We start from the raw sequence: 22263 nt of genomic DNA on the forward strand, positions 1-22263 counted from the left end.
ACGCGTGACCCATGCGATTCGGGCAATTACGAAACTCTATTCTGAACTTTCTTTGAAGGCGGCGGTCGGAAGAAATTGCGCCCGATCGACTTTGTCGCGGGTTGCATTCACCATCGAGGCCGCCCAGCGGCCTCGTGCTGTAGGTAACCGCCACGTTGAAGGACAGCATGACCACTCGCGTCACATCCCAGCCGCAGGCCCAATTATCAGTTTTCGACGCAGTCACGATCATGGTGGGTTTGGTCGTCGGCATAGGCATATTCCGGGCGCCTTCCATCGTGGCGGGCAGCGTCGACACCGAATGGATGTTCATCGCGGTCTGGGTGGTTGGGGGGCTGGTGACGCTGATTGGCGCGCTTTGCTACGCTGAGCTTTCCGCAGCTCATCCCCACGCCGGCGGCGAATACCACTTTCTTTCCCGGGCCTATGGCAGATCAACGGCCCTGATGTTCGGCTGGGCCCGCTGTACCGTCATTCAAACCGGCGCCATCGCCGCCGTGGCGTTCATACTGGGCGATTACCTCACGCAAGTCGTCCCCTTGGGCCCGCACAGTTCGGCGTTGTATGCGGCCAGTGCTGTCATATTGTTCACCGGGGTCAACGTCATCGGCACCACGCAGGGCAAAAACCTGCAGGTAGTTGTCACCTTCATCGAAATTGCGGCCATCGCCGCCATCATCCTCTTCGGCTTGCTGGGCTCGCCTGGCGAAGCCGGGCCGCCGCCTGCTCATCCCCCCACCGAAACCGCGGCGCTCGGCATGGCCATGATTTTTGTCCTGCTCACCTACGGCGGCTGGAACGAGGCGGCGTATCTAACCGGCGAACTGCACGACGCACCACGCAACATCGTCAAGGTACTGTGCCTGGGCACGCTGATTCTGGTCGTTCTCTATACACTGGCCAACCTGGCCATGTTGAAGATACTGGGGCTAGAAGGCCTGCAAGGCTCGGATGCCGTGGCGGCGGACATGATGCGGGTGGTGGCGGGCCCCCCCGGCGAGATCATCGTAACCCTGGCGATTGTTGTGGCGGCCGTCTCTACCCTGAACGCCACAATTTTTACCGGTGCGCGTGTGTTCTATGCCTTGGGGCACGACCTGAAAGTCATGCGCTGGCTGGGCAAATGGGATGGCCGTGGCAAAGCACCCGTCAACGGGCAACTTGCGCAAGCTACGCTGGCGCTATGCCTGATAGGCATGGGAGCGGCCACGCCTGACGGCTTCAAGGCCATGGTCGACTACACGGCACCGGTCTTTTGGGGCTTTCTGCTGATGGTGGGGTTCGGGCTATTTGTTCTGCGTTGGCGTCATCCGGAACAAACCCTTCCGTTCCGCGTTCCGCTATATCCGCTGACACCCGCCCTGTTTTGCCTGACCTGTCTATACATGCTCCATGCCAGCCTGCGCCACACCGGCGATTCGGCCTGGGTGGGGCTTGTCGTACTGCTTGTGGGCCTGCCCATACTTCTGCTCAAGCGAAAGGACGAAACCGTTCCGGCAGACTAGGCGGTAGAGCACAACAGGGCGCCGGGCGAATTTAAAATCTGAACCACACACTTCCCTCAGGAGACTCTATGATGAAACGACATCTGCTTAAAATTCTGGCATGCGCTTCACTTGGCGCCTTCGTGGCGGCCGGCCCGGCATGGGCGCAGGACACCGCAGCCGAAGAAAAGACCTACCAACCCACTGTAGGGCAAGTTGGAAAAGATGTCGTGTGGGTGCCAACGTCTCAAGATCTCGTCGACATCATGCTAGACATGGCCGAGCTCCAGCCCGACGACAAATTGGTTGACCTGGGCGCCGGCGATGGCCGCACTGTCATATCTGCCGCGAAACGCGGCATCACGGCGCGGGGCATCGAATACAACCCCGACCTGGTCGCCATGGCGCAAAGCGCAGCTCGGCAAGAAAATGTGGCCGACCGCGTTTCGTTTGAGCAGGCCGATATTTTCGAATCCGATTTCTCCGACGCCACCGTGGTCACCCTCTTCTTGCTGCCCAAGCTGAACATGCGCCTGCGTCCCACCTTGCTGGACATGCCGCCAGGCACCCGTGTCGTATCGAACTCTTTCCTGATGGAGGATTGGGAGCCCGACGACACCCGCATGGCCAGCGAAGATTGTTCAGGACATTGCATCGCATACAAATGGGTGGTGCCGGCCAAAGTCGCAGGCGACTGGCAGCTAAACGACAAGAGGCTGGTGCTGGACCAGAAATTTCAGAAACTGGAAGGCCAAGTGCAGGAAGGCGATCAGGCCACTCCGTTGGAAGAGGCGCGCGTGCACGGCAAAAACGTAGCGTTCAATGTCAATGGGCAACGCTATGAAGGCGAGATAGACGGCGATAAAATGCGCGGTACCATAGACGGAAATCAGTCATGGGAAGCCACGAAACTTAAATAATGGACGAGACCCTCCCAGGCCCCGACGGCCTGCCACGCTGCCGCTGGTGTGCATCAGCACCGGAATTTTTCCACTACCACGATACCGAGTGGGGTTTTCCGGTAGACGACGACCTGCGTCTGTTCGAAAAGCTATGCCTGGAAGGATTTCAATCCGGCCTTAGCTGGCGAACCATCCTGGCCAAACGAGAAAATTTCCGCGCGGCTTTTCATGGCTTCGATTTCGACCAGGTGGCTAATTTCGACGAGCACAACGTCGCTCACCTGCTGCAAGACTCCGGTATTATCCGGCATCGAGGCAAGATAGAAGCCGTCATTCACAACGCAAAGCGTGCCCAGGAAATAGTTCGGCGCGAAGGCTCGTTAGCCGCCTTTTTCTGGCGGTACGAGCCCAGTTCGGCCGCGCCAACCCAGTCGCCGATACCTTCGACATCCACCGAATCCATAGCGCTTTCGAAAGATTTGAAAAAGCTGGGCTGGAAGTTCGTGGGCCCCACGACAGCCTATGCGTTTATGCAAGCAATGGGGCTCGTTAACGATCATGCCCTAAAGTGCGTGGTCAGGCACAAAGTCAACCTGGCCCGCGAGCAATTCAAAAGGCCACAGTAAGGCATCGATACTGCGAACCTCTTCCGGCCGGTTATCGAGTCAGGCGCAGTTCGGTCAAGGCTCCGGCAATCGACGCAAAAACCTGTGGCAGGTCGTTGACGTTCTGGGCGTTATAGTAGTAGCCCGCGCCGCTTGAACAGCTGCGCATCAAGGTGCGTGCGGATTCAGGCAGATCGTTTCCCAAGGTGACGGTATAGACCTTGATGTCATTGCCGTCGGTCTTCACGTTGGTGCACAGCTGAGCCATGTAGCTGTTGTAGGCGGCTGTGTTTTGCCGGTTGGAGCCGCCATAGCCAATGCTGTTGGCCGTGTTGTTGCAGTTGCCGGAAGTACTGCTGTAATTATTGGGCTGGGCGGCAATGGGATCCAGCATGCGCAACCCTGCCGCCGGGCATTGTCCCTGGCCGCTGCCATGCGTGGGCGCGGTAACATCCACGTTGACGCTTTGCTGGCGCTCGGCTGTTTCCCAGCTGGTACATGAACCCCTGCGCGTGGCGGCGCATTCCTGATACCGATAAACAAGCTGGTATTCCGCACGTCTGTTGTTGTTCTGATTCGTCAAGACCTGCCTGCGTCCATCGCCCACTGGTTCGTTCTGGCCATCCGACAACAGCACGATGACCTTGCTCAAGACGGCGGGCTCGGGGTCGCGAGGCATCTCGTTATCACCCCAGGCCCCGCGCCAGGCCGGATGCAGCATGCGCCAGGCCCATTGCAGGCCCACCGGCACCCCTGTACCGCCATTGGCCACCATAGCGTCGATGGCCGATTCCATGGCGGCTTGTTGGTTATTAAGAAAGCGGGCCTTTCCTTCCAGGCAGTATTGCGTGTCCACCGCCAGGTTCACCCGGAACTCTGTGTCTGATTGCCGCTTTGCCACGATGCGCCGGTCGCGATTCAGAGCCAAGCCGTTGAACGCGACGGGGTTCGGATTGCCGGCAGTACTGGCTGCCAAGCGAGCATGGTTCGGCAGATTGTTGGGAGTCATGTCATAGCTGTAGGTCAGATGCAAGGGCTGGAAGCCCGCATCAGGCGCAAGGGCCTGCGCAGGCGCCGGATTGCTGCTGGACCAGTTACCTTTGGGCTCTACAATGCAGCCCGACCAACGGTTTTCAAGATAGTTTTGCTGTACGGCGGGGTGGCTTAGCCACCCGCCATCCAACGCATAATCGCGTACGTTCACCACATCGGTAAACGGCACGAGTCCCACAAACACCCGTTGCGATGCCCCTGGCACGCTGGTCGCGCCCAGTATGGTGGCGGCCAGGTCTTTGGCGGCGGTTTTCAGCACCGACAGGCGCGAGGGCGAGTCGCGGTCCATGGAGCCTGAGTTATCCAGGGCCATGACCACTTCAAGATCGTTTCGGGTTCGGCGTACAGCCTGGTTGCTCGCCGCCAAATCGAAAGATGTGACTTTCAGGAAACCGGTGCTGATCAAGGGCAAGTCGCCCACGGCGCTCATCTCGACAAACTGGCCGGTAATGTAAATACCCGTCCTTTCTTCGCGGTAGCTGATTTGCAGGTCGTCCTGCAGCACCGAACTGCCCAGGTAACGATTGGGCATATTGCTGCTGAAGAAATTACGCGCATCGTTTACCCAGGCCTCGGCTTCGGGGGTGCCCGGCGTGGGGGTGCGGTTGGCCAGGTTGCGACCTGCCGAGATGGCGGCGGCGTCCAGCGAGTTCTGCAAGCGATTCTGGGCTACGTTGTAGCGAATAAGGTCGATGGCGCCGAAAGAGCCGCCCAATAGCACGGTGGTCGAAACCAGAAAGGTCAGCGCCACGCCGCCGCGCTCATCGCGGCGAAGCTGTCTGAAGAGGTTGCGCAGGGGCTTATGTCGCGTCATGGTGGTCTCCAGTCGCTGGGCATTTATTCAACTCAATTCCCGCAGTTCGGCAAAGCGGGGACGATAAAAAGCACGGCTGTACATGCGGCGCTGCCCGGCCAGCGCTTCCCAGAACGCAGAGCTCAGGGCAAAGGGCTCGAAATCGTAGAACACTTCGACCACGATCAAGGTATCACCCTCGTTTGCCGGTGGGAATCCGCTGGATGGCTCAAGCAAAGAGTCGGGCGCCGTGCCGCCGGTGCCGCTTCCGGCGAAGCGCTTGTTCCATTCGGAGCCGCTCTTCCAACTGACGGGCGGCGGGTTGCTGCCGCTGGACGGTTCGGTTGCCGCGAAGGCGCTGACAATAATCCAGCCATGGCTGGAAAAATCCAGCGGCGTCAGCAGGTCTTGGGCAATGGCGCCATAGGTGCAGATGTCATCGCTGTTGTCGCACGCTCCGCCGTCGAAAAGCTCGCGTTGCATGGCTACCCCATCCGCCATCGTAAAAGCTGCACGGTCGAGAATGGCGGCAGCACGAAAGTAGTGATACAGCTCTAGCGTGCCGACAATAATGAAGACCATCAGCGGAATGATCAGCGCTGCCTCCAGCCCCGCTATGCCACGCTCTGAACGCCACAGGCGCCGCAAGCCGCTGCTCTTGCGCGCGTCCCTGGAACAGGCCGCAGAGCCCCCGGCCGTGACGACCTGGGCGTGGTCCGCGTTGAACAAGCAAGATGTAGTCATGGTCATGGTTCGTTCTGAATCACCACAATGCGCTCAAAACGCAATACGTCGACACCCAGCCAAGTCACGAAACCAGTCAACCCCGGCCGATCAAAGCCCAGGCGATACATGACCATGTCACCGCGTTCGCCGGCGTCGCACACGGGCTCGTAAGCTTCATCGTCCACGTCCTCAAAAGGCACGCCGGGCTCGTAGAGCTTGACGTCGACGCGCAATTCTTCGGGGCTGGATACCCAGCGCGACAAGATGCGCTCCATTTCGGCACGCACGGCTTGTTCGCAATTCATGCCTTCAGGCACACCAAGTTTGCCGATACGGGTTACGCGGCTGGCCGCGGTTTCGAGTGACGAATCAGCAAACAGCATGACAGTGGTTTCAACGGCCACGAAAATCACACCGAACAGCAATGGCGCAACCAGGGCGTATTCGAGCGCCGCAACACCCCGCTGCGCCCTACTCAGCCGGCGCAGCCGATTCCAGGATTTGGCCAGCCACGCTTTGGACCTGCCGCACGGTTTCGTAGTGGCCCCTTTCGCATTACGCGCGGCAACCTCTGCGACCACGGGGTTTGGACCGGCTGCCGCGCTACAGCCGGAGAACGGTGCAATGGGCCTGGACCGCACTTTGGCGGGAGGCCGCCCGATCTTGTGCCTGACACAGAACTTCATAGCTCGCTCGTCTGGGCAGCCGCGGCCTGAAGATTCATGCGAGTGCGTACATAACGGTAGAACTCCAGATTGTCCTGCGCTGTGCCGCGCGCTTGTTCCGTCATGAGTATGCTTTCGGCTGCATCATCACGGCCCAGCAGGCCGTAGGCAAATGCCAGGTTGTTACGCCCCTGAGGGAGCTGACTCGAAACCCCTGTGACGCCCAACAGGATGTTGACGGCTTCGCGCGGCTGGCCGCCCAGCGCCAGCGACAAGCCCAGATTGGCGCGCAATGCCGCGTGATCGGGGTAGGCGCTTAGGCCGCGGCGATAGGTGGCCTGGGCTTGGCCGGCATTGCCGGCCAGATCGTAGGCTACGCCCAGGCCTGCCAGAGCCAAGGGGTGGTCGGGGCTTTGCGCCAGGATGGATTCATAATGCGCCATCGCCTCGGGAAGCCGGCGATGACGCAAAGCGATGCGCGCCAAGCCCAGGCGAGCATCAAGCTGCTGGTCGGGAAAGCGCTGCAACACCTCGTTGTAAACCATCTTTGCAGCTTCCAGCTCGCCGGTTAGAAAATGCGCGGCGGCCAAGCCTGTCCAGGCCTGGATCAAGGTGGGGTGGCTTTGGGTGAGACGATGGTAAATGGACAAGGCCACATCCATGTCGCCGCCCTGCAAAGCACTGTCGGCAATGCGCAAGTCGCTGGCCTGCATAGCCTCATTGTCAAAAGCGGTCAGCGGCTGCACCTGGGTGCTCGGACCGGGCGCCGCACAGCCGGCCAATGCGGCGGCCAGGAACAATCCGGCGACAAACCTGCCATGTCGCAGAACATCAAGAGATCCACATGGGGTTGGGGTCATCATCAGTATCCTCTTCTTCTAGGTGAACGGGCTTTGCTACTTGCCGCTGAATACATCCATCAGGCTCAAGATAGCCGGCCCCGCCGCTACGATCAGCACCGTGGGCAGAATGAAAAGCATCATGGGCATGGTGATCTTTACCGATAACTTGGCGGCCGCCTCTTCCAGCCGCATCATGCGTGCGGTGCGCTCGGTGCGCGCCAGCACACGTAAAGCCTGGGTGATCGCTGTTCCGTATTGGCGGGATTGCACCAGGGTTCCAACCAGGCTGCGCATGGCCGGCAGGCGGGTGCGTTCCGCCAACCTTTCCAGCACGGTGGGCACGTCCGAGCTAAGCTGCAGTTCGCTGGAGGTAAGACGCAGCTCGTCGGAAAGTTCCGGCGCCACGTGCTCCAGCTCTTCGGCCACGCGATGTATCGCGCTATTCAGACCCAAGCCCGAATTGGTGCAGATCACCAGCAAATCCAGGGCATCGGGCAGGCTGCGCGCGATGGCTCGCTGGCGGTGGACAACCAGTCGATCCAATACCAGACGCGGCAGCAAAGTACCCACATATAGCGCAGCCAGAGCCGACCCCAGCTTATAGACAAGGTGGTCGCCAAAATGCGGCCAACCCAGCACGATGGCCGCGCTGAGCATGGCCAGAGCGCTTAACAAAGAAAGCGCCGCCATGATCATCAGCGCCTGGGCGCTGCGAAAGCCGGCAGCCACGAGCTTCTGCGCCACTTCGATACGTTGGGCCGCGCTGAACAAGGGGATGGCGCCGCCGATGCGACGCAGGAACCGAGCCATCCCGGCGCGCCAATTGCGACCGAAAAACCAGCTACGACTCCCGCCGGAATTCTGGCGGCCCTTGCGCTCCACTTCGGACTTCAGCCGCGCGACCAGCGCCGCGCGGCGGCTGCTGCGGGCGTATAAATACAGAACCGCGCCTGCCAAGGCCAGCACAACAATGAAAAGATCAAGCCAACTGCCTTGCGCATCCATGAGGCTAGACCTCCATTTTAGAAATCTTGCGGATCGACACGACGCCAAGCACCAGCATCACCCCTGCCGTCCAGAGCATGTTTCGCCCCGTCTGTGTGTCGAACAGCGCACCGATGTAATCGGGGTTGATAAGCAGCATTGAACCGCCGGTTATAAAAGGCAGTGCAGCCAGAATGCTTCCGGCAAGCCGCCCCTCGGCTGTCAGTGCCCGGGTCTTCAAGCGCAGGTCGCGTCGCGCGCGAATAATGCCGCTGAGGTTTTCCAGCGTCTCTGCCAGCGAGCCACCCGTTTCGCGCTGTAGCAACAGGCATACGGAAAAAAAAGAAAAATCGGGCAGCTCAATGCGCATCGTGGCATCGTCCAGCACCTCTTGAAGATCGTTGCCCAGGAACAGGCTGTCTCCCATCCGGCGAAACTCCGGCCCCAGCGGTGCGTCGAAACGCTCACCCACCGCCCGTATGGCTTGCGTGGCCGGAACGCCGGCCTGGGTGGCTCGCACAATCAGGTCCATGGCATCGGGCAACTGATGCAGAAACTTGAGGCGAAAACGCTCGATCAGCTTGCCATACGCAATGAACACCACTACTACGGGCGCAACCAGCACAATCACGCCGCTTAGCCACGGGCTTTCAAACAACCAGCCCAGATGATGCGCCGCCAGCGCCGCTACGAATATGAACAGCGCCAAGCCAACCAGTAGACGCAAGCCCATGCGGCCGCTAATGGTGTGCAGGCGGGTAAGGTGGTAGCCCACCGTTCCCATGGACTGCAGCCTTCGCCGACGCCTGGCGTCCGCTTGGGCGCGCTCCAGATCCTTGAGCACCCGCTGGCGGGCGGGGTCGGCTGCGCCCTGCACGACTTTCTGCAGCCGCATGCGCACGCGACTGCTCGGGCGCTGCTTCATGGCCTGGTTTACCACCAGCGCCAGCAAGCCCAGCAAGACACAAGCGGCAAAAGCCACGATGGCGATCAGGTCGGCGGTGCTCATGGCTGCATTGCCTCGATAAGAGGCGCTTTCATGCCGAAGTACGCGGCGCGCTCGGCAAACAGCGGACGCATGCCGGTACTGTCGTACGAGCCTTTGACTTCATCGCCATAAGCCGTTGCATCGTAGTGAAACTGGAACAGCTCTTGCGTGACGATGATCTCGCCCTCCATGCCGGCCAGCTCGACGATGCTGGTGACGCGGCGCGACCCATCGCGCATACGCTCGACCTGTACGATCAGATGCACGGCGCTGGCGATCTGCCGGCGTATCGAGAACAGGGGCAGGTTGCCGTTCGCCATCATCACCATGCTTTCCAGGCGGGTCAGGGCGTCGCGCGGGTTGTTGGCGTGCAGGGTGGTCATGGACCCATCGTGCCCGGTGTTCATGGCCTGCAGCACGTCAAAGGCTTCAGCGCCCCGGGTTTCGCCCAAGATGATGCGGTCGGGCCGCATGCGCAAGGCATTGCGCACCAGGTCGCCCTGGTTTACGGCGCCACTGCCTTCTATGCTTGCAGGGCGGGTTTCAAGGCGCACCACATGAGGCTGCTGCAATTGCAGCTCGGCGGCATCCTCAATGGTTACCACCCTCTCGGTTTCAGAAATATAGCGCGACAAGGCGTTGAGCAAGGTGGTCTTGCCGGAACCCGTACCGCCCGAAATAATGACGTTCAGCCGGCTGGCGGCGGCAATTTCCAGCACCCGGGCCATCGCCGGAGAAAGGCTGCCCCGCGCGGCCAGGCGCGGCAAGGTAAGGTCTTTGCGCGAGAACTTGCGTATAGAGATGGAAGCGCCGTCGATCGCCAGCGGCGGCAGCACCACGTTGACGCGGCTGCCATCAGGCAGGCGGGCATCCACCATGGGGCTGCTTTCGTCCACCCGCCGCCCGATCGACGAGGCTATGCGCTGTGCCACATTGGTCACGTGGGCGTTGTCGCGAAACTTCAGCGCAGTCAGCTCCAGGCGTCCGTGGCGCTCGACATACACCTGATCCGGCCCGTTCACCATAATGTCCGACACGGTTTCGTCTTGCAGCAAGGGTTCGATGGGCCCCACGCCGAACATATCGTGCAGGATTTCGCGCGCCATCAGGCGCTGTTCGCTTTGCGTCACGGGCAGGCTGTCGGCCTGCACCGTCTCGGCAATAATGGTTTCGACCTCGGCGCGTACTTGGTCCCGGCTGCGATTCAAGGCCGAGCTGACGTCGATGGTGGAAAAAACCGACTGCCGGATGGCCGAGTAGTGCTGGGATCGCACCACTGTTTCAGGCGCTTTATGGGCTCGACGCGAACTTACGCCTTCTGAGCCTCGAACCGACGCCGGCGCAACGACATCATCTGTGGGCGATAACTGCGGTTTTTTTTCTGCCTGGTCAACCTGCTTGGGCGGCGACATGACACTTTGCGCTGGTGCTCCGGTCATCGACGCTACCGGCGCGTCGGGCCCCTGACCCGACCCGGTTTGAAACACCGACTCGCCAGCCTTCAAACCGCCATTCGAGGGCGGCAGTATGGGTTCGCGACGCGTATCGGCAAGGCGCCCATCTGTTCTGCGGCCGAAGCTCATGACGCCACCTTACGCAACCGTCCAAGCAAACCAGCGCGCGATATCGCGACGCCTCCGCCCGAAAGCAAAGAAGCCAGCGTACCCACGGCCCTGGCAAATTCGCTGCGCTCGACCAACGGCTCGCCCAGGTTCTCGGCCAAGGCCAGTGCGCGTCCGTCGTACGGAATGGTCAGGGCTATCGGTACTTCAACGGCGGCCAAAAAATCTTTGGAAGCCACCGAGCCGCGCACCGGCGGCTGCGGCTGGTTGATTACGGTATAGACCGTGGGCCGGCTAAGGCCTGATTCAATATGGCGCACCAGGCGCACCAACGTACGAGCTGAATAAATGGATTGATCCGTTAAGACGCAAGCCAGGTTGGCATTGGCGAAGGCCGCTGTGGACAGCGCGCCTCCGCGCTGTGGAACATCAAGTACGACATAATGAAAATGCTGTCCCAAGATGCCCAGAAACTCAGTCAGGGCCCCGCTTTCGGGCGTGAACTCTTCGCTGTAGTTCAATTCGGAAGCCAGCACAAACAGGCGACCGTCTTGCGTGGCAAGAGTGCGCTCCAGATACTGGGGGTCGAGCCGATTGACGTTGCCCAGCACGTCGACCAGGGCATTGCCGCCTGCCAGCGCCAGCAGCCCGGGCCCGCTGCTGCCGTATAGATCGAGGTCGATATACACCACTCGCCGACGCCCGCCCCGCGCGGACAATTCGCGGGCAAGATGCGCGGCCACCGAAGAAGTCCCCACCCCTCCCCGGGTACCACAAACGGCAATGATCTTGCCTTGCCGCGTCTGGCGCACGCCGCGATTGCTGCCGTCACCCAATGATCGGCGCAGCAGTTCGACACTAAGGGGTTTGACCAGGTAATCCACCACGCCGCGCTGCAACAGGTTGCGATATAGCCCCACATCGTTGCGATCGCCCACCACATACACCTGCACCGAAGGTTCGCAGGCGTCCGCCAAGCGGTCCAGCTCGTCCAGCGGGCCATCCACGCCCGAGATATCCACCAACAGGCGTTGCGGCGAACGATCCGCCTTGACCATGTGCGCGATCGCGGCATCCACACCGCCACGCCCAACATGCGCAGCGCCCAAGGCGCCGACCTTCATGAATCGCGACACCTCTTCTTCACTGGCGGCGTCCCGTAAGAAGGCCAGGAACGGAGCGTTGAGTTCATCTTCTCGTACTTTGGTTCGGAGCAGGTTCATGACGACGCCTTTTTTATTTACCGATATCCGAGGTTGACGTGACGTCACGCAGGGGTTCCACATCGTTCAGCCGATAACGCTCAACAGCCAACCGGGCGGTGTCGGAATGAGTTCCAGCGAACTCCGGCGGATTAGCCAGGTCTCCTGGCCGGGCCACGCTGGCAGCCAGGTTGGTATAGGTGGCGCAGCCAAATGCAATCGACAGGCGCATATTGTCGGAATTGTTGTATTGCGAAGGCTGCAGCAGCGCCTGGCAGTCGGGCGACTCGGCACGCCATTGGCCGTTGTGTTGGGTCAGTCGAATCACACCGGGATCGGGCACGCCCGAAAAATCCTTGCGGGGAAATGCACAGCCGCTTAACGCCAGGACCAGGCTGCCAAATACGAAGGCGGTGGCTGAACGGCGAGGCAGGGTTTGCAAGATGATGCGCAGGTTCTTTTTTTTCATGGCTGCTTCCTAATAGACAAAGCCGGCGTGACCCGTCAGGCGGGGGGTGTCGCCCAGCAACGGGTCCAGGCCGATCTTGTCGTGCAGAATGTATTCAATGTCGGTGGCGGGCCGCATGCTGTCCAGCGGCGAGGCCAGGCGGCTTGAATCGGTGGGTCGCACGAGGTAGGGGGTTACGATTACCACCAGCTCGCTCTTGTTGTTCTGGTAATCGCTTGAAGAGAAGAGCCGGCCCAGCACAGGTATGGAACCCAAGCCCGGCACCTTGGACAAAATGTCGCGCACATTGTTTTGCAGCAAGCCCCCAATGGCGAAGCTCTGGCCGCTGGCCATCTCGACCGTGGTTTCGACGCGGCGCACGGAAAGCCCGGGTATCACCAAGCCTTCCATCAAGATGCTGCTGTTCACATCGATCTCGCTGATTTCAGGCCGCACGGTAATGCTGATCCGATCGTCGGACAGCACTGTGGGGGTAAAGTCCAGCGACACCCCAAACGGCTTGAACTCCACCGACATGGTGTTGTTGTCTTGCTTGACCGGCACCGGAAATTCTCCGCCCGCCAGGAAGCTCGCCGTCTGGCCCGACACCGCTGTCAGATTGGGTTCGGCCAGAATGCTGATGAGCCCTTCGCGATCCAGCGCGTCGATCATGGCCTGAATTGAATTGCCATTGCGCGAATAGCCGCCCAGGAATGAATATCCCCCGCCCGGGGCCGCCGTATAGTTGCCTCCGGTGGCAAAACTGCTTGAGTCGGAGCCCTTTACGAAGGCGCTGGCAATGGTGTTGAACGCTCTGCCGCTGATCAGGCCGGTGACAAAGCCGGCGTTGCTTGCAATGGCCGACCAGTTCACGCCCAGTTGCTGGGTTACTTCGCGAGACACTTCGGTAACCCGAACACGCAAGTGCACCTGCACCGGGCTGGCGATCGTCATCTGGTTGATCAGTTGTTCATTCTCGCCCAGGTACGACTGTATGGTGCGGGTAATGGCCTCGGTGGTCTGGCCGTCAGGCACATTGCCCATTACCAGAAGCGACCCAGGCGCAGATTCGAGCGTAAGGCGCAGGGCGGGAAAACGCTGCCGCAATACCGCCTGCAACTCAGTCAGATTGTGCTGCACCACCACGCGCTGCTGCACCAGGGGCTCGCCTTCGGTATCCAATACGTACAAGGTCGTGGTGCCGGCACGCTTGCCCATCACCAGTACCGCGTTATTGGAAGGAATCTGTATGTCTGCCACTTCGGGGTCGGCGATGAATACTGAGCCCACCTCACCAGACGTGATACGCACCAGGCGTCCCTCGCCCACCGACAGGTTGGCTGCCTGTGCCGGCACCGATAGCCAGATGGCCAACACGGCCAGCATCCCCAACAGCCGAGCCGCCGCCCAAAGCAAGTGCATGTGATGCGAAGTGCTGCGCGAAACTGCAATGTCTTGCGTCGTCATACTTGGTTCCCCTCAGTCATTCCCAGATTGCCGGCTTGGGCCCGCTTTAACGCTGCTGAGCGCCGAAGTTATGTTCTTGTCTATCCGAGCCGCGGAATATCAGCACGTTATGTGGCCGGCCGGTGTCGTCGTGCACCGCTTCGGGGGCAGGGCGCTTGAGCGCACGTGATACATCGCCCCCCCATACGGGCTGAGCATCGGGACGGTTGCCTTCCCACGCCACCACCGTGCCCACTTCCACCCGGGCCGCCGGATCACGGTCGTCTATGGCAAAGCTGCGCAAAGCCATTGAGAGCGTGCCCAATTGGGCGGCAACGGTGACGGCTTCGGCCGCCCTCGGGTCGACTTCCAGCGTGACCGTGCGCGCCCGTGTCTTGGTCAAGGCAGTCTCGTGCTGTGGCTGAAAGCTGGTGCCCACCGCGATAACGCGCACGTTTTCCACCATGGTTTCGCTGACCACCGCGTTCTTGCGGCCGTCGTCATCATCGTGCTTGAGTGTTTGGGTCAGGATCATGTCGACGTAGTCGCCTGGCAGGATCAAGCCCGCGTGGCCCGAGACTTCGTCGATAGGCACCGACACAGCGCGCATGCCGGGCTTGAGCGCCGCCGCCAGAAAGCCGGGAGCATCGGGGCGGATGATGTTGTTCGCCGAAATAAGCCGGCCGGCCTGCAGCGCGTGTCGTACCAGGACCCCGGACAACTCTGCTTCGGGGCTGCCTTCTTGCAAGGCGTCTATCGGTACGCCCGAGCGGGGGTAGGCTTTCCAACTTAGATCCGTGTCGCGCAGCAACAGGCCGGCGGGCAGATCGGCGGCCGCAACTCGAACCCGAATATCGGTGGGCGCTTCGGCCGTTTTCAAGGCCGGCGCCTGACGAGCAATGTAAGCGGCCCGGGCGCCCACCGCCAATACGGCGGCGGCCAGCAAAATCAAGGCCAGTTTCAGGACTGAAGACAACATTTTGCATCCCCCTGAACATCTGATAATTATTATGTGTGGCTAGGCAACACTGCCCTTGCCACTGTTCTTGCTTACTACCAGTACAACGGCAAGGCCGCCATGCCGCCCATCGCCAAGGCCACGCCGTAAGGCACGCCGCGCTTGGCTGACAATGCGTGCAAAGCCTTGCGCCACAGGTTTGCCGCTGGGCTTTTCCTTGCCGAACCGCGCAAGCCCGAAAGCCTGTCCGCCGCCAGGCCCAACAACGCCAGCACCAACCCCGACATAGCGATCAGCAGCAGGCTTTCCGACAAAGTTTGCACACCCGCCCAGGCCAACACCGCCGTCCCCATCTTGACGTCGCCCCCTCCCATGCCTCCTAGGGCGAACAGTGCAAGGAAGAACACGAAGGCTGCCAAGGCCACCACGCCATGCTGCAACCAGGTGGCCGGTGCCGCGCCCGATGCCAGCAAGGCAATGGGGCACAGCACCGCATAAACAGCCACCAGACGGTTGGGCAAGCGGCGCTGGTGCAAGTCGCTGTACAACAGGGCGACGAGTAGCGCAATGGCTGCGACGCTAAGCATGAGTTCAACCGTATTGGAGTTGTTTATCGAGCCACCTTTCTCTCATCTAGCCGCCTGTGGCTGTGGCTGCGGCGTCTATCGCATCCGCCGCACTTTGGAACAGAGCTTCAGGATTAAGCATCTGAACCCCGGCCACAATGAGACCCAGAAGTAACGCCGCCAGAACCGCATACTCCAACGCACTAATACCGCGCTCGTCACGCTTTAATGTCATGAGTAGATGCAACATGATGTCTCCCCTCCGGAATGGACTTAAAGTGGCGCGACCTGATGGTCACGCATTCCGTTTTTCTTTGAGCACAAAGGCTTTCCGACGGAATGGCCCTGAGTATTTCACGAATATTTTGAAACTCATCGACACATTCTCAAAAACAGACAAAACCTAAGACTCTTATAAGAATTTTCTTAGGCGGCCTAGGAAACCGCGGTAATTTTTCTCAAGACGTTGTGTCTTTAATGTCAAAGAGCAGTTGCTGCTCTGGGTTTCGGGCGGCGGAGCAGGTCTGAAAAGAATCAGCCTGCACCTCAATCTGTGCCGGCACGATATCGCTCAAACCCAGTTTGTGAAGCAGGTTGTGCTTGTGTGCGCTGACCGTTTTGGGGCTGAGATATAGCCGCTGGGCAATATCTTTATTGCGCAGACCCTGACGCATAAGCTGCAGAATCACCAGTTCTTTGGGCGACAGCTTCTGCACGGTGGCATCGCAGCTTATAGGAAAGGCTTGCTGATGCGGAAAACACTGCATGCCCGCCAGCACTGTGCGCACGGTTGCGGCGATAGTGTCAGCGTCGCTGTTTTTTTCAAGGTAGCCGTTTACTGCCAGCATGTAGGCCATCGACAGATAAAGCCCGTGTGCATGATTGCTGAAGAACAGTATGGGCAGGTCGGGCTGTGTGCGCCGCGCGAGATTCACCAGCTTGTCGGGTGTGGTGTCGGAATTGCCAGGGTCCAAAATGAGCAAGGCCAAGCGCCCGCTCATGCTTTGCAAGGCCTCTTCCAAACGGTGGGCGGCGTAGATGCGGTTTTGAATGCCCGCGGACTGCAACAATGTGCTTAAACCTGTGGTTACCACAGGCCAAGAATCGAACAGCAATATAGTATCCATTTTGACGAACCGTATAAAAACAGTATGAGTCACAGGAACTTCTTTTGTTACGTTTTATGCTGTTTACAAATTGATTGTTACACCGGATTGTTCACCATTTAATTAGGGAATTCAATAGGCTGGATGGCCTAGTTCAAGTGGAGTATCCGCATTACGCGCAGGGCTGTCTCTCAGGAGAGGGACAGGAGTGCAATTTAGCGATTAAGCGCCATCTCAATTTTCGCCGCTGCGTCACGCAGGGCAGGCAGGTATTCAGCCACGGCATCATCCATGCGCACAGCCTTCAGCAGGTAGATGACGCTCAAACATGCCACAGCATGGCCCTGTTGCAAAATCGGTACGGCAATGGCGCCGATCTTGCCTTTTTCCAAGTCGTGGTTCCATTCTCCTTCGTTGGTGCCGTATCCGTCGGTCCGAACCCGGGCCAATAGGTTTCGGATATAGCTCGAGTCGGCAGCAAGACGCGATTGCTCGTCGTTGCCGGCATGCAACAGCTTCAGGATCTGTTCGCGACGCTCATCCGAGCAATACCCGAAATAGGCTCGCCCCGCAGCCGTCAACAGCATGGGCAGTCGCCGACCCACCATGACACGATGAAACGACAATGGACTGAAGCGATGGGTGGTCTCCCGCACTTGCATCATCTCGCCAGTCGGCAGGCTTAAGTCAGAGGGCCAGACCACTTTGGGCAGCAGGGCTCCCATCACCGGGCTCGCAATGGTGGAAATCCATTCCATATCGGTGAAGCCTTCGCTCAGCTCGCGCACTTTCAATGCCAGTTGAAAGCTGTCATCAGAATCGCTGCGCCAGACATAGCCCTGCGAAGACAAGGTCTCGAGAAGTCTTCGTACTGTCGTACGATGCAGGCCGGTCATCTTCGCCAACTCGCCACTGCTTGCACGGCCCTCAACGCATAAGTTCAAGGCGGAAAGCACATGCAGCCCCCGAGCCAGGCCGCGAACCAAGGGGTAGCTGGAATGCAATGAAGTCATGGCGACCTTAGTGCTCCTGTAGAAAAGGGAATTGAGCCCACCGCCGGGGGGTGTGCACTCCTTGCACATAATGCAATTATTTTTGTGGATTCGCCAGCCTTGATTTATGTTTTGCAAAGTGAATGCAAATAAATCAGGAGACAACATGGGTGACCAACTGCGGCCGGAGTTCCAAAGCATCTGGGCCGACTTGCGGGGCGTGTCGTTCCGCCAGGGATGGCTGGACGCCGGCGGCATCTCAACGCGCTATCTTCACGCGGGCTCGAAAGATCTGCGGGCCCTGATCTTGTTGCACGGGGTGGGCGGCCACGCCGAAGCCTATGCGCGCAATCTCAAAACTCATTCGCAGCACTTTTCCACTTGGGCGATCGACATGGTGGGGCATGGCTGGAGCGACCTTGCCACGACAGACCTTGAGATACGCCATTACATTGATCATCTGCTGCACTTCATGGATGCCGCGGGCATAGAAAAGGCCAGCCTGAGCGGTGAATCACTGGGCGGCTGGGTGGCAGCGCGATTCGCCATCGATCACCCCGATCGCATTGATCGCCTGGTCCTGAATACGGCGGGAGGTTCACAGGCCGACCCCGCCGTCATGGCCAAGATCAAAGAACTCTCGATGCGAGCGGCCACGGATCCGAGTTGGGAGTTCATTCGCACGCGGCTCGAGTGGCTGATGGCCGACAAGACGAAAGTCTATGACGACCTAGTGGCAACGCGCCAGGCCATGTATAGCCGGCCCGGCATGGCGGAAGGCATGCGCCACAACATGATTCTTCAGGAAATGGAAGTGCGTCAGCGCAACATCATCAGGGCCGAGGACTATGCCCGCATCAAGGCGCCGACCCTGGTGCTTTGGACATCCGACGACCCCACGGCAGACGTGTCCGAAGGCCGCCGGATCGCCTCCATGATTCCCGGCGCACTATTCACCGTGATGGACGGTTGCGGCCACTGGCCTCAATTCGAGGACACGCCCACGTTTGATCGCATCCATCTTGACTTCCTGCGGGGCAAATCGCTTAGCGGCGTGGCACAGAATGTCAACTGAACAGACGTGAGGAACACAGAGGCCACAGCATGGAAGCTATCGATTCCAAAGACGACTGGCAGACCGACGTAGTCATTGTGGGAGCCGGCCCGGTAGGGCTGCTGGCAGCGAACTATCTCGGAGGCCAGGGAGTACAGGTTGTCGTCCTGGAGCGCCTGGATGATCTGATCGATTATCCGCGGGGCGTGGGCATGGACGACGAATGCCTGCGCTCCTTCCAGGCGGTGGGGCTGGCAGATGCAGTCTTGCCACATACGACACCGCTGCATTGGCTGCGTTTTGTCACCGGCAAAGGGCGCACCCTGGCGGCGTTCGAACCGGGTACCGATGAATTTGGCTGGTCGCGGCGCAATGGCTTTATTCAGCCGCTGGTGGACCGCGTCCTGCTTGAGGGGCTCTCACGCTACCCCAACGTGCGGGTTTGCTTTGGTCACGAGGTTGAAGAGCTTTATCAAGACGAGCATTCGGTTACTGTCATGGTACAGGCCGGTGGCGCCACGCAACGCATCCATGCTCGCTATGTCGTCGGCTGCGACGGCGGTCGCAGCACAGTTAGAAAAAAACTGGGTATCGCGTTCGAAGGCGAGACAGAGCCCAATCGCTGGGTGGTTGTCGACTTGAACAATGACCCTCTGGCCACGCCGCACGCATGGGTCTACTGCCGACCGGGACGGCCGTATGTATCGATTGCGCTACCCCACGGTGTCAGACGCTTCGAGTTCATGCTACGCGACGATGACGCCCAAGGCGACACCCTGCCGACGCACACGCTTGATACCATGCTGAAGGATGCAGGTTGCGACCCTGACCGGGTGGACATAATCCGGGCACGCGTCTACACCCACAGTGGACGCCTGGCCGCACGCTTTCGTGATCGCCGCATCGTACTGGCGGGAGACGCCGCCCACATCATGCCGGTGTGGCAAGGCCAGGGCTACAACAGTGGCATCCGCGATGCGACCAACCTTTCATGGAAGCTGGCGCTGGTGTTGAAGGGCATTGCGCACGACAGCTTGTTGGACAGCTATGAGGAAGAACGGCGCGCCCATGCCAAAGCCATGATTGATCTTTCCGTCATGGCGGGCAAAGTCCTGTCCATCACCCATGCCGCCGGCGCGGCGTTGCGAGACGCCTTCTTTCTGATGCTTAACGTCATACCCCCGGTCAAGCGGTATATCGTGGGAATGCGGTTCAAGCCCATGCCCCGCTACCGCCACGGCGCCCTGGTCTACCCTAACGGCGTGGACACTCGATTGCCTGTGGGAACCATGTTCATCCAGCCGCGCGTACTGCGCGCGCCAGCTGCGGCTACGGTCCTGCTGGACGAGGTGCTGGGCGACTCATTCGCCATTCTTGGCTGGGGCACAAACCCCCTGTATTGGATGTCCGACCAAACCCGGGAGCTATGGAAGCGGCTGGATGCCCGCCTGATTTCGGTATGGCCTGATACTCAACTGGGTTATCAGCTGAAGCAAAGCCCTTCTGAGGTCCAACCCGTGGGCGACCCGACAAACCGCCTCAAGGCCTGGTTCGACCGCCATAGCTGCGGAGTTGTGTTCTTGCGGCCCGACCGCTTCGTTGCCGCCATGTGCGGGCCACAACAAATCGAGGCGACCAGCCGCGCCCTGCAGGCGGCCCTGAAGCTGGAAGAAGGAGGCCAGACATGAACCAGGCGCTACTGCTTTGCCTGTCACATACACCGCTGATGGGACGGCTTGACCCTGAAATTGGGGTTGAAAATGAGGTTCGCCAAGCGATCGGCCGGTTGGCGGAATCACTGACGCAGTTCGAACCCGAACTTATTTTTTTATTTGGCCCCGATCATTTCAATGGCTTCTTCTACGATTTGATGCCTTCTTTTTGCATCGGCGCCGCGGCCGAATCCATCGGCGACTACGATTGCCTTGCCGGCCCTTTGTCGGTACCCGCCGAACTGGCGGAGGCCTGTGTCGAAGCGATTCAGGCCGACGGCATCGATTGCGCCATCTCACATCGAATGAGGGTCGATCATGGGTTTGCGCAGCCGCTACAACTGTTGACCGGCGGGCTAAGCAACTACCCCGTTATTCCGATCTTCATCAATTCCGTCGCGCCACCGCTACCCACTGCGAACAGAGCCCGCCTACTGGGAGAGGCGGTGGGCCGCTATGCCGCCACATTGAAACGGCGCGTCGTGTTCATGGCTTCGGGCGGCCTGTCACACAGCCCGCCCGTCCCCACGCTGGCTACCGCAACGCCAGAAATCGCAGCTCGTTTGATCGACGGCCGCAACGTCACACTCGAGCAGCGAAGCGAACGAGAAGCACGAACTCTGGCCGCCGCACGACAATTCGCGACGGGCCGGTCTGATCTTCCGGCACTCAACCCGGGGTGGGACCAGGAATTTCTTGACATGCTCGTCCGGCAAGACGCAGCAGCCCTGGATGCCCTGACCAACAAGCAGATCACCCGCGACGCCGGAAGCTCGGGGCACGAGGTGAAGACCTGGATCGCCGCCCAAGCGGCCATGGCCGCATCCACAGAAGGGAGCTACAGCGTGCGGCCCGAATACTATCGCGCGATCCCTGAATGGATCGCCGGATTTGCAGTGCTACAAGGCGGCACAGACGATTCTTATAAAGGAGACAATCCATGAAGACGTATATCAAGTACCTGGCGCTTGGGCTTTGCGCAGCCCTCGCACACACGGCTCATGCTGACATCAACATCGGTATCGTAGCCTCGGCCACCGGGCCTGCCGCAGCATTGGGCACTGACATCGAACGCACGGTCGCACTGATGCCTGCCGAAGTGGCGGGGCAAAAGGTTAACTACACGTTCCTGGATGACGCCACCGACCCCACCACGGCCGTGAAGAACATCCATAAGCTGGTCAGCGAGAACAAAGTCGATGCCATCATCGGCCCCAACACAGTCCCGAACTCGGCCGCCATGACACCGGTGGCAAACGACAGCATGACACCGCTTATTCTCATCGCGCCCTATGCCCCACCTGAGGACAAACGCCGTTGGGTCTTTCAATCAACACAAGATGCCGGTCTGATGGTCGACCGCGTGGTCGAAGACATCATGGATCACAAGGCGAAAACGGTGGGCTACATCGGGTTTTCCGATAGTTGGGGCGATACCGCCTACAACGAGCTGAAGAAGTCCGCCGACAAGGCCGGTCTGGAGATCGTCGCCAACGAGCGCTATCAGCGTTCCGACACCAGCGTCACGGCGCAGGTGTTGAAACTGATTGCCGCCAAACCGGACGCCGTGTTCATAGGAGCTTCCGGCGCGCCCGCCGCCTTGCCGCAGGCACAGCTGCGCGAGCGCGGATACAAGGGCCCCATTTATCAATCTCACGGCGTCACCAGTAAAGACTTTCTGCGCGTGGGCGGCGCCAATGTCGAGGGCGCACTCATTCCTGTGGGTCCCGTACTGGTAGCCGACCAATTGCCGGACGATATCGCCGCCAAGAAAGTCGGGGTGAAGTTCAACGCGGCGTACGAAGAAAAGTATGGCGCGGGTAGTCGATCGACATTCGCGGGCTCGACGTGGGACGCATGGCTGTTGCTGCAAAACGCCATACCGGCGGCGCTTGAACACGCCAAGCCGGGCACCGTCGAATTTCGCACGGCGCTGCGCGACAACCTTGAAAACACCAAGGAACTGGTCGGCGTCAACGGCGTGTACAACATGAGCCCCACCGACCACATCGGCCTGGACGAACGGGGACGCGTCCTGATCGAGGTTCGCGATGGAAAATGGAGGTTTGTTAAGCCTTAAGTTGAATTGAAGCCATCCCTTCGCGGCACCGGCCAATCTGTCTGACTGAAGATTCGATATGGACTTTTGCGCATCTGTGCGCGACCATGAGGATC

Annotated in this window: 22 protein-coding genes; 7 read left to right on the forward strand and 15 right to left on the reverse strand. The window is 59.8% G+C overall.

Annotation, left to right across the window (positions count from 1 at the left end; genetic code table 11):
• Positions 1–167: 167 nt before the first annotated feature.
• The 3 genes from ACIY1O_RS10415 (at position 168) to ACIY1O_RS10425 (ending at position 3012) form a co-directional block, all read left to right on the forward strand.
• Positions 168–1505 carry an APC family permease gene (locus ACIY1O_RS10415; RefSeq protein ID WP_397475021.1) on the forward strand — a complete coding sequence of 446 codons (1338 nt, stop codon included), beginning with the start codon at positions 168–170 and terminating at the stop codon, positions 1503–1505.
• 68 nt (positions 1506–1573) lie between these two features.
• A complete protein-coding gene (locus tag ACIY1O_RS10420) occupies positions 1574–2404 on the forward strand; it encodes an SAM-dependent methyltransferase (protein WP_397475022.1) in 831 nt (276 codons plus the stop codon).
• Positions 2404–3012: a DNA-3-methyladenine glycosylase I gene (locus ACIY1O_RS10425; RefSeq protein ID WP_397475023.1), complete on the forward strand. Its 609-nt coding sequence runs from the start codon at positions 2404–2406 to the stop codon at positions 3010–3012. The genes ACIY1O_RS10420 and ACIY1O_RS10425 overlap by 1 nt, the downstream gene beginning before the upstream one ends.
• 31 nt (positions 3013–3043) lie before the next feature.
• Here the strand turns inward: ACIY1O_RS10425 and ACIY1O_RS10430 are convergent, their stop codons facing one another.
• The 15 genes from ACIY1O_RS10430 to ACIY1O_RS10500 all read right to left on the reverse strand — a co-directional run bounded on the left by ACIY1O_RS10430 (position 3044) and on the right by ACIY1O_RS10500 (position 17343).
• Positions 3044–4858 carry a TadE/TadG family type IV pilus assembly protein gene (locus ACIY1O_RS10430; RefSeq protein WP_397475024.1) on the reverse strand — a complete coding sequence of 605 codons (1815 nt, stop codon included), beginning with the start codon at positions 4856–4858 and terminating at the stop codon, positions 3044–3046.
• A gap of 27 nt (positions 4859–4885) precedes the next feature.
• On the reverse strand, positions 4886–5581 hold the full coding sequence (locus ACIY1O_RS10435; protein WP_397475025.1) for a TadE/TadG family type IV pilus assembly protein: 696 nt from the start codon (positions 5579–5581) through the stop codon (positions 4886–4888).
• Positions 5582–5583: 2 nt separating this feature from the next.
• Positions 5584–6249, reverse strand: coding sequence for a TadE/TadG family type IV pilus assembly protein (locus ACIY1O_RS10440; RefSeq protein ID WP_397475026.1), 666 nt, complete (start codon positions 6247–6249; stop codon positions 5584–5586).
• Positions 6246–7091 carry a tetratricopeptide repeat protein gene (locus tag ACIY1O_RS10445; protein WP_397475027.1) on the reverse strand — a complete coding sequence of 282 codons (846 nt, stop codon included), beginning with the start codon at positions 7089–7091 and terminating at the stop codon, positions 6246–6248. Before ACIY1O_RS10445 ends, ACIY1O_RS10440 begins: the two co-directional genes overlap by 4 nt.
• 33 nt (positions 7092–7124) lie before the next feature.
• Positions 7125–8075, reverse strand: a complete 951-nt coding sequence (locus tag ACIY1O_RS10450; RefSeq protein ID WP_397475028.1) for a type II secretion system F family protein — start codon at positions 8073–8075, stop codon at positions 7125–7127.
• A 4-nt stretch (positions 8076–8079) separates the two neighbouring features.
• Positions 8080–9063, reverse strand: a complete 984-nt coding sequence (locus tag ACIY1O_RS10455; protein WP_397475029.1) for a type II secretion system F family protein — start codon at positions 9061–9063, stop codon at positions 8080–8082.
• The gene (locus ACIY1O_RS10460) at positions 9060–10625 is read right to left on the reverse strand and encodes a TadA family conjugal transfer-associated ATPase (RefSeq protein WP_397475030.1); all 1566 of its coding nucleotides are present in this window, start codon (positions 10623–10625) and stop codon (positions 9060–9062) included. The genes ACIY1O_RS10455 and ACIY1O_RS10460 overlap by 4 nt, the downstream gene beginning before the upstream one ends.
• The gene (locus ACIY1O_RS10465; RefSeq protein WP_397475031.1) at positions 10622–11827 is read right to left on the reverse strand and encodes a CpaE/TadZ family protein; all 1206 of its coding nucleotides are present in this window, start codon (positions 11825–11827) and stop codon (positions 10622–10624) included. Before ACIY1O_RS10465 ends, ACIY1O_RS10460 begins: the two co-directional genes overlap by 4 nt.
• Positions 11828–11840: 13 nt before the next feature.
• A complete protein-coding gene (locus ACIY1O_RS10470; protein WP_397475032.1) occupies positions 11841–12275 on the reverse strand; it encodes a CpaD family pilus assembly lipoprotein in 435 nt (144 codons plus the stop codon).
• A 9-nt stretch (positions 12276–12284) separates the two neighbouring features.
• A complete protein-coding gene (locus tag ACIY1O_RS10475; protein WP_397475033.1) occupies positions 12285–13721 on the reverse strand; it encodes a type II and III secretion system protein family protein in 1437 nt (478 codons plus the stop codon).
• Positions 13722–13767: 46 nt separating this feature from the next.
• Positions 13768–14679 (reverse strand): Flp pilus assembly protein CpaB, encoded by a 912-nt coding sequence (gene cpaB / locus ACIY1O_RS10480; protein ID WP_397475034.1) that lies wholly within the window; start codon positions 14677–14679, stop codon positions 13768–13770.
• A 74-nt stretch (positions 14680–14753) separates the two neighbouring features.
• Complete coding sequence (locus tag ACIY1O_RS10485) at positions 14754–15245, reverse strand: A24 family peptidase (RefSeq protein ID WP_397475035.1); 492 nt, start codon at positions 15243–15245, stop codon at positions 14754–14756.
• 46 nt (positions 15246–15291) lie between these two features.
• Positions 15292–15474, reverse strand: coding sequence for a Flp family type IVb pilin (locus ACIY1O_RS10490; protein ID WP_397475036.1), 183 nt, complete (start codon positions 15472–15474; stop codon positions 15292–15294).
• A 208-nt stretch (positions 15475–15682) separates the two neighbouring features.
• The gene (locus ACIY1O_RS10495) at positions 15683–16351 is read right to left on the reverse strand and encodes a LuxR C-terminal-related transcriptional regulator (protein ID WP_397475037.1); all 669 of its coding nucleotides are present in this window, start codon (positions 16349–16351) and stop codon (positions 15683–15685) included.
• A gap of 194 nt (positions 16352–16545) precedes the next feature.
• Complete coding sequence (locus ACIY1O_RS10500) at positions 16546–17343, reverse strand: DNA-binding transcriptional regulator (protein WP_397475038.1); 798 nt, start codon at positions 17341–17343, stop codon at positions 16546–16548.
• Positions 17344–17488: 145 nt separating this feature from the next.
• Here ACIY1O_RS10500 and ACIY1O_RS10505 point away from each other — a divergent pair, with 145 nt between their 5' ends.
• Genes ACIY1O_RS10505 through ACIY1O_RS10520 form a run of 4 tightly spaced genes read left to right on the forward strand, consistent with a single transcriptional unit; the run spans position 17489 to position 22168 of the window.
• Entirely contained in the window at positions 17489–18397 is a 909-nt protein-coding gene (locus tag ACIY1O_RS10505; protein ID WP_397475039.1) for an alpha/beta fold hydrolase, read from the forward strand.
• Between the two features lie 29 nt (positions 18398–18426).
• Positions 18427–20064, forward strand: a complete 1638-nt coding sequence (locus ACIY1O_RS10510; protein WP_397475040.1) for a bifunctional 3-(3-hydroxy-phenyl)propionate/3-hydroxycinnamic acid hydroxylase — start codon at positions 18427–18429, stop codon at positions 20062–20064.
• A complete protein-coding gene (locus tag ACIY1O_RS10515) occupies positions 20061–21032 on the forward strand; it encodes a 3-carboxyethylcatechol 2,3-dioxygenase (protein ID WP_397475041.1) in 972 nt (323 codons plus the stop codon). The genes ACIY1O_RS10510 and ACIY1O_RS10515 overlap by 4 nt, the downstream gene beginning before the upstream one ends.
• Positions 21029–22168 carry an ABC transporter substrate-binding protein gene (locus ACIY1O_RS10520; protein WP_397475042.1) on the forward strand — a complete coding sequence of 380 codons (1140 nt, stop codon included), beginning with the start codon at positions 21029–21031 and terminating at the stop codon, positions 22166–22168. The genes ACIY1O_RS10515 and ACIY1O_RS10520 overlap by 4 nt, the downstream gene beginning before the upstream one ends.
• Positions 22169–22263: the final 95 nt, after the last annotated feature.

This window comes from Pusillimonas sp., from assembly GCF_044464525.1.
Taxonomy (GTDB): domain Bacteria; phylum Pseudomonadota; class Gammaproteobacteria; order Burkholderiales; family Burkholderiaceae_B; genus Pusillimonas.

Bases quoted from the DNA above. Each gene is read 5' to 3' on its own strand.
- ACIY1O_RS10415 (WP_397475021.1), top strand. From the start codon at position 168: ATGACCACTCGCGTCACATCCCAGCCGCAGGCCCAATTATCAGTTTTC.
- ACIY1O_RS10420 (WP_397475022.1), top strand. From the start codon at position 1,574: ATGATGAAACGACATCTGCTTAAAATTCTGGCATGCGCTTCACTTGGC.
- ACIY1O_RS10425 (WP_397475023.1), top strand. From the start codon at position 2,404: ATGGACGAGACCCTCCCAGGCCCCGACGGCCTGCCACGCTGCCGCTGG.
- ACIY1O_RS10430 (WP_397475024.1), bottom strand. From the start codon at position 4,858: ATGACGCGACATAAGCCCCTGCGCAACCTCTTCAGACAGCTTCGCCGC.
- ACIY1O_RS10435 (WP_397475025.1), bottom strand. From the start codon at position 5,581: ATGACTACATCTTGCTTGTTCAACGCGGACCACGCCCAGGTCGTCACG.
- ACIY1O_RS10440 (WP_397475026.1), bottom strand. From the start codon at position 6,249: ATGAAGTTCTGTGTCAGGCACAAGATCGGGCGGCCTCCCGCCAAAGTG.
- ACIY1O_RS10445 (WP_397475027.1), bottom strand. From the start codon at position 7,091: ATGATGACCCCAACCCCATGTGGATCTCTTGATGTTCTGCGACATGGC.
- ACIY1O_RS10450 (WP_397475028.1), bottom strand. From the start codon at position 8,075: ATGGATGCGCAAGGCAGTTGGCTTGATCTTTTCATTGTTGTGCTGGCC.
- ACIY1O_RS10455 (WP_397475029.1), bottom strand. From the start codon at position 9,063: ATGAGCACCGCCGACCTGATCGCCATCGTGGCTTTTGCCGCTTGTGTC.
- ACIY1O_RS10460 (WP_397475030.1), bottom strand. From the start codon at position 10,625: ATGAGCTTCGGCCGCAGAACAGATGGGCGCCTTGCCGATACGCGTCGC.
- ACIY1O_RS10465 (WP_397475031.1), bottom strand. From the start codon at position 11,827: ATGAACCTGCTCCGAACCAAAGTACGAGAAGATGAACTCAACGCTCCG.
- ACIY1O_RS10470 (WP_397475032.1), bottom strand. From the start codon at position 12,275: ATGAAAAAAAAGAACCTGCGCATCATCTTGCAAACCCTGCCTCGCCGT.
- ACIY1O_RS10475 (WP_397475033.1), bottom strand. From the start codon at position 13,721: ATGACGACGCAAGACATTGCAGTTTCGCGCAGCACTTCGCATCACATG.
- cpaB (WP_397475034.1), bottom strand. From the start codon at position 14,679: ATGTTGTCTTCAGTCCTGAAACTGGCCTTGATTTTGCTGGCCGCCGCC.
- ACIY1O_RS10485 (WP_397475035.1), bottom strand. From the start codon at position 15,245: ATGCTTAGCGTCGCAGCCATTGCGCTACTCGTCGCCCTGTTGTACAGC.
- ACIY1O_RS10490 (WP_397475036.1), bottom strand. From the start codon at position 15,474: ATGTTGCATCTACTCATGACATTAAAGCGTGACGAGCGCGGTATTAGT.
- ACIY1O_RS10495 (WP_397475037.1), bottom strand. From the start codon at position 16,351: ATGGATACTATATTGCTGTTCGATTCTTGGCCTGTGGTAACCACAGGT.
- ACIY1O_RS10500 (WP_397475038.1), bottom strand. From the start codon at position 17,343: ATGACTTCATTGCATTCCAGCTACCCCTTGGTTCGCGGCCTGGCTCGG.
- ACIY1O_RS10505 (WP_397475039.1), top strand. From the start codon at position 17,489: ATGGGTGACCAACTGCGGCCGGAGTTCCAAAGCATCTGGGCCGACTTG.
- ACIY1O_RS10510 (WP_397475040.1), top strand. From the start codon at position 18,427: ATGGAAGCTATCGATTCCAAAGACGACTGGCAGACCGACGTAGTCATT.
- ACIY1O_RS10515 (WP_397475041.1), top strand. From the start codon at position 20,061: ATGAACCAGGCGCTACTGCTTTGCCTGTCACATACACCGCTGATGGGA.
- ACIY1O_RS10520 (WP_397475042.1), top strand. From the start codon at position 21,029: ATGAAGACGTATATCAAGTACCTGGCGCTTGGGCTTTGCGCAGCCCTC.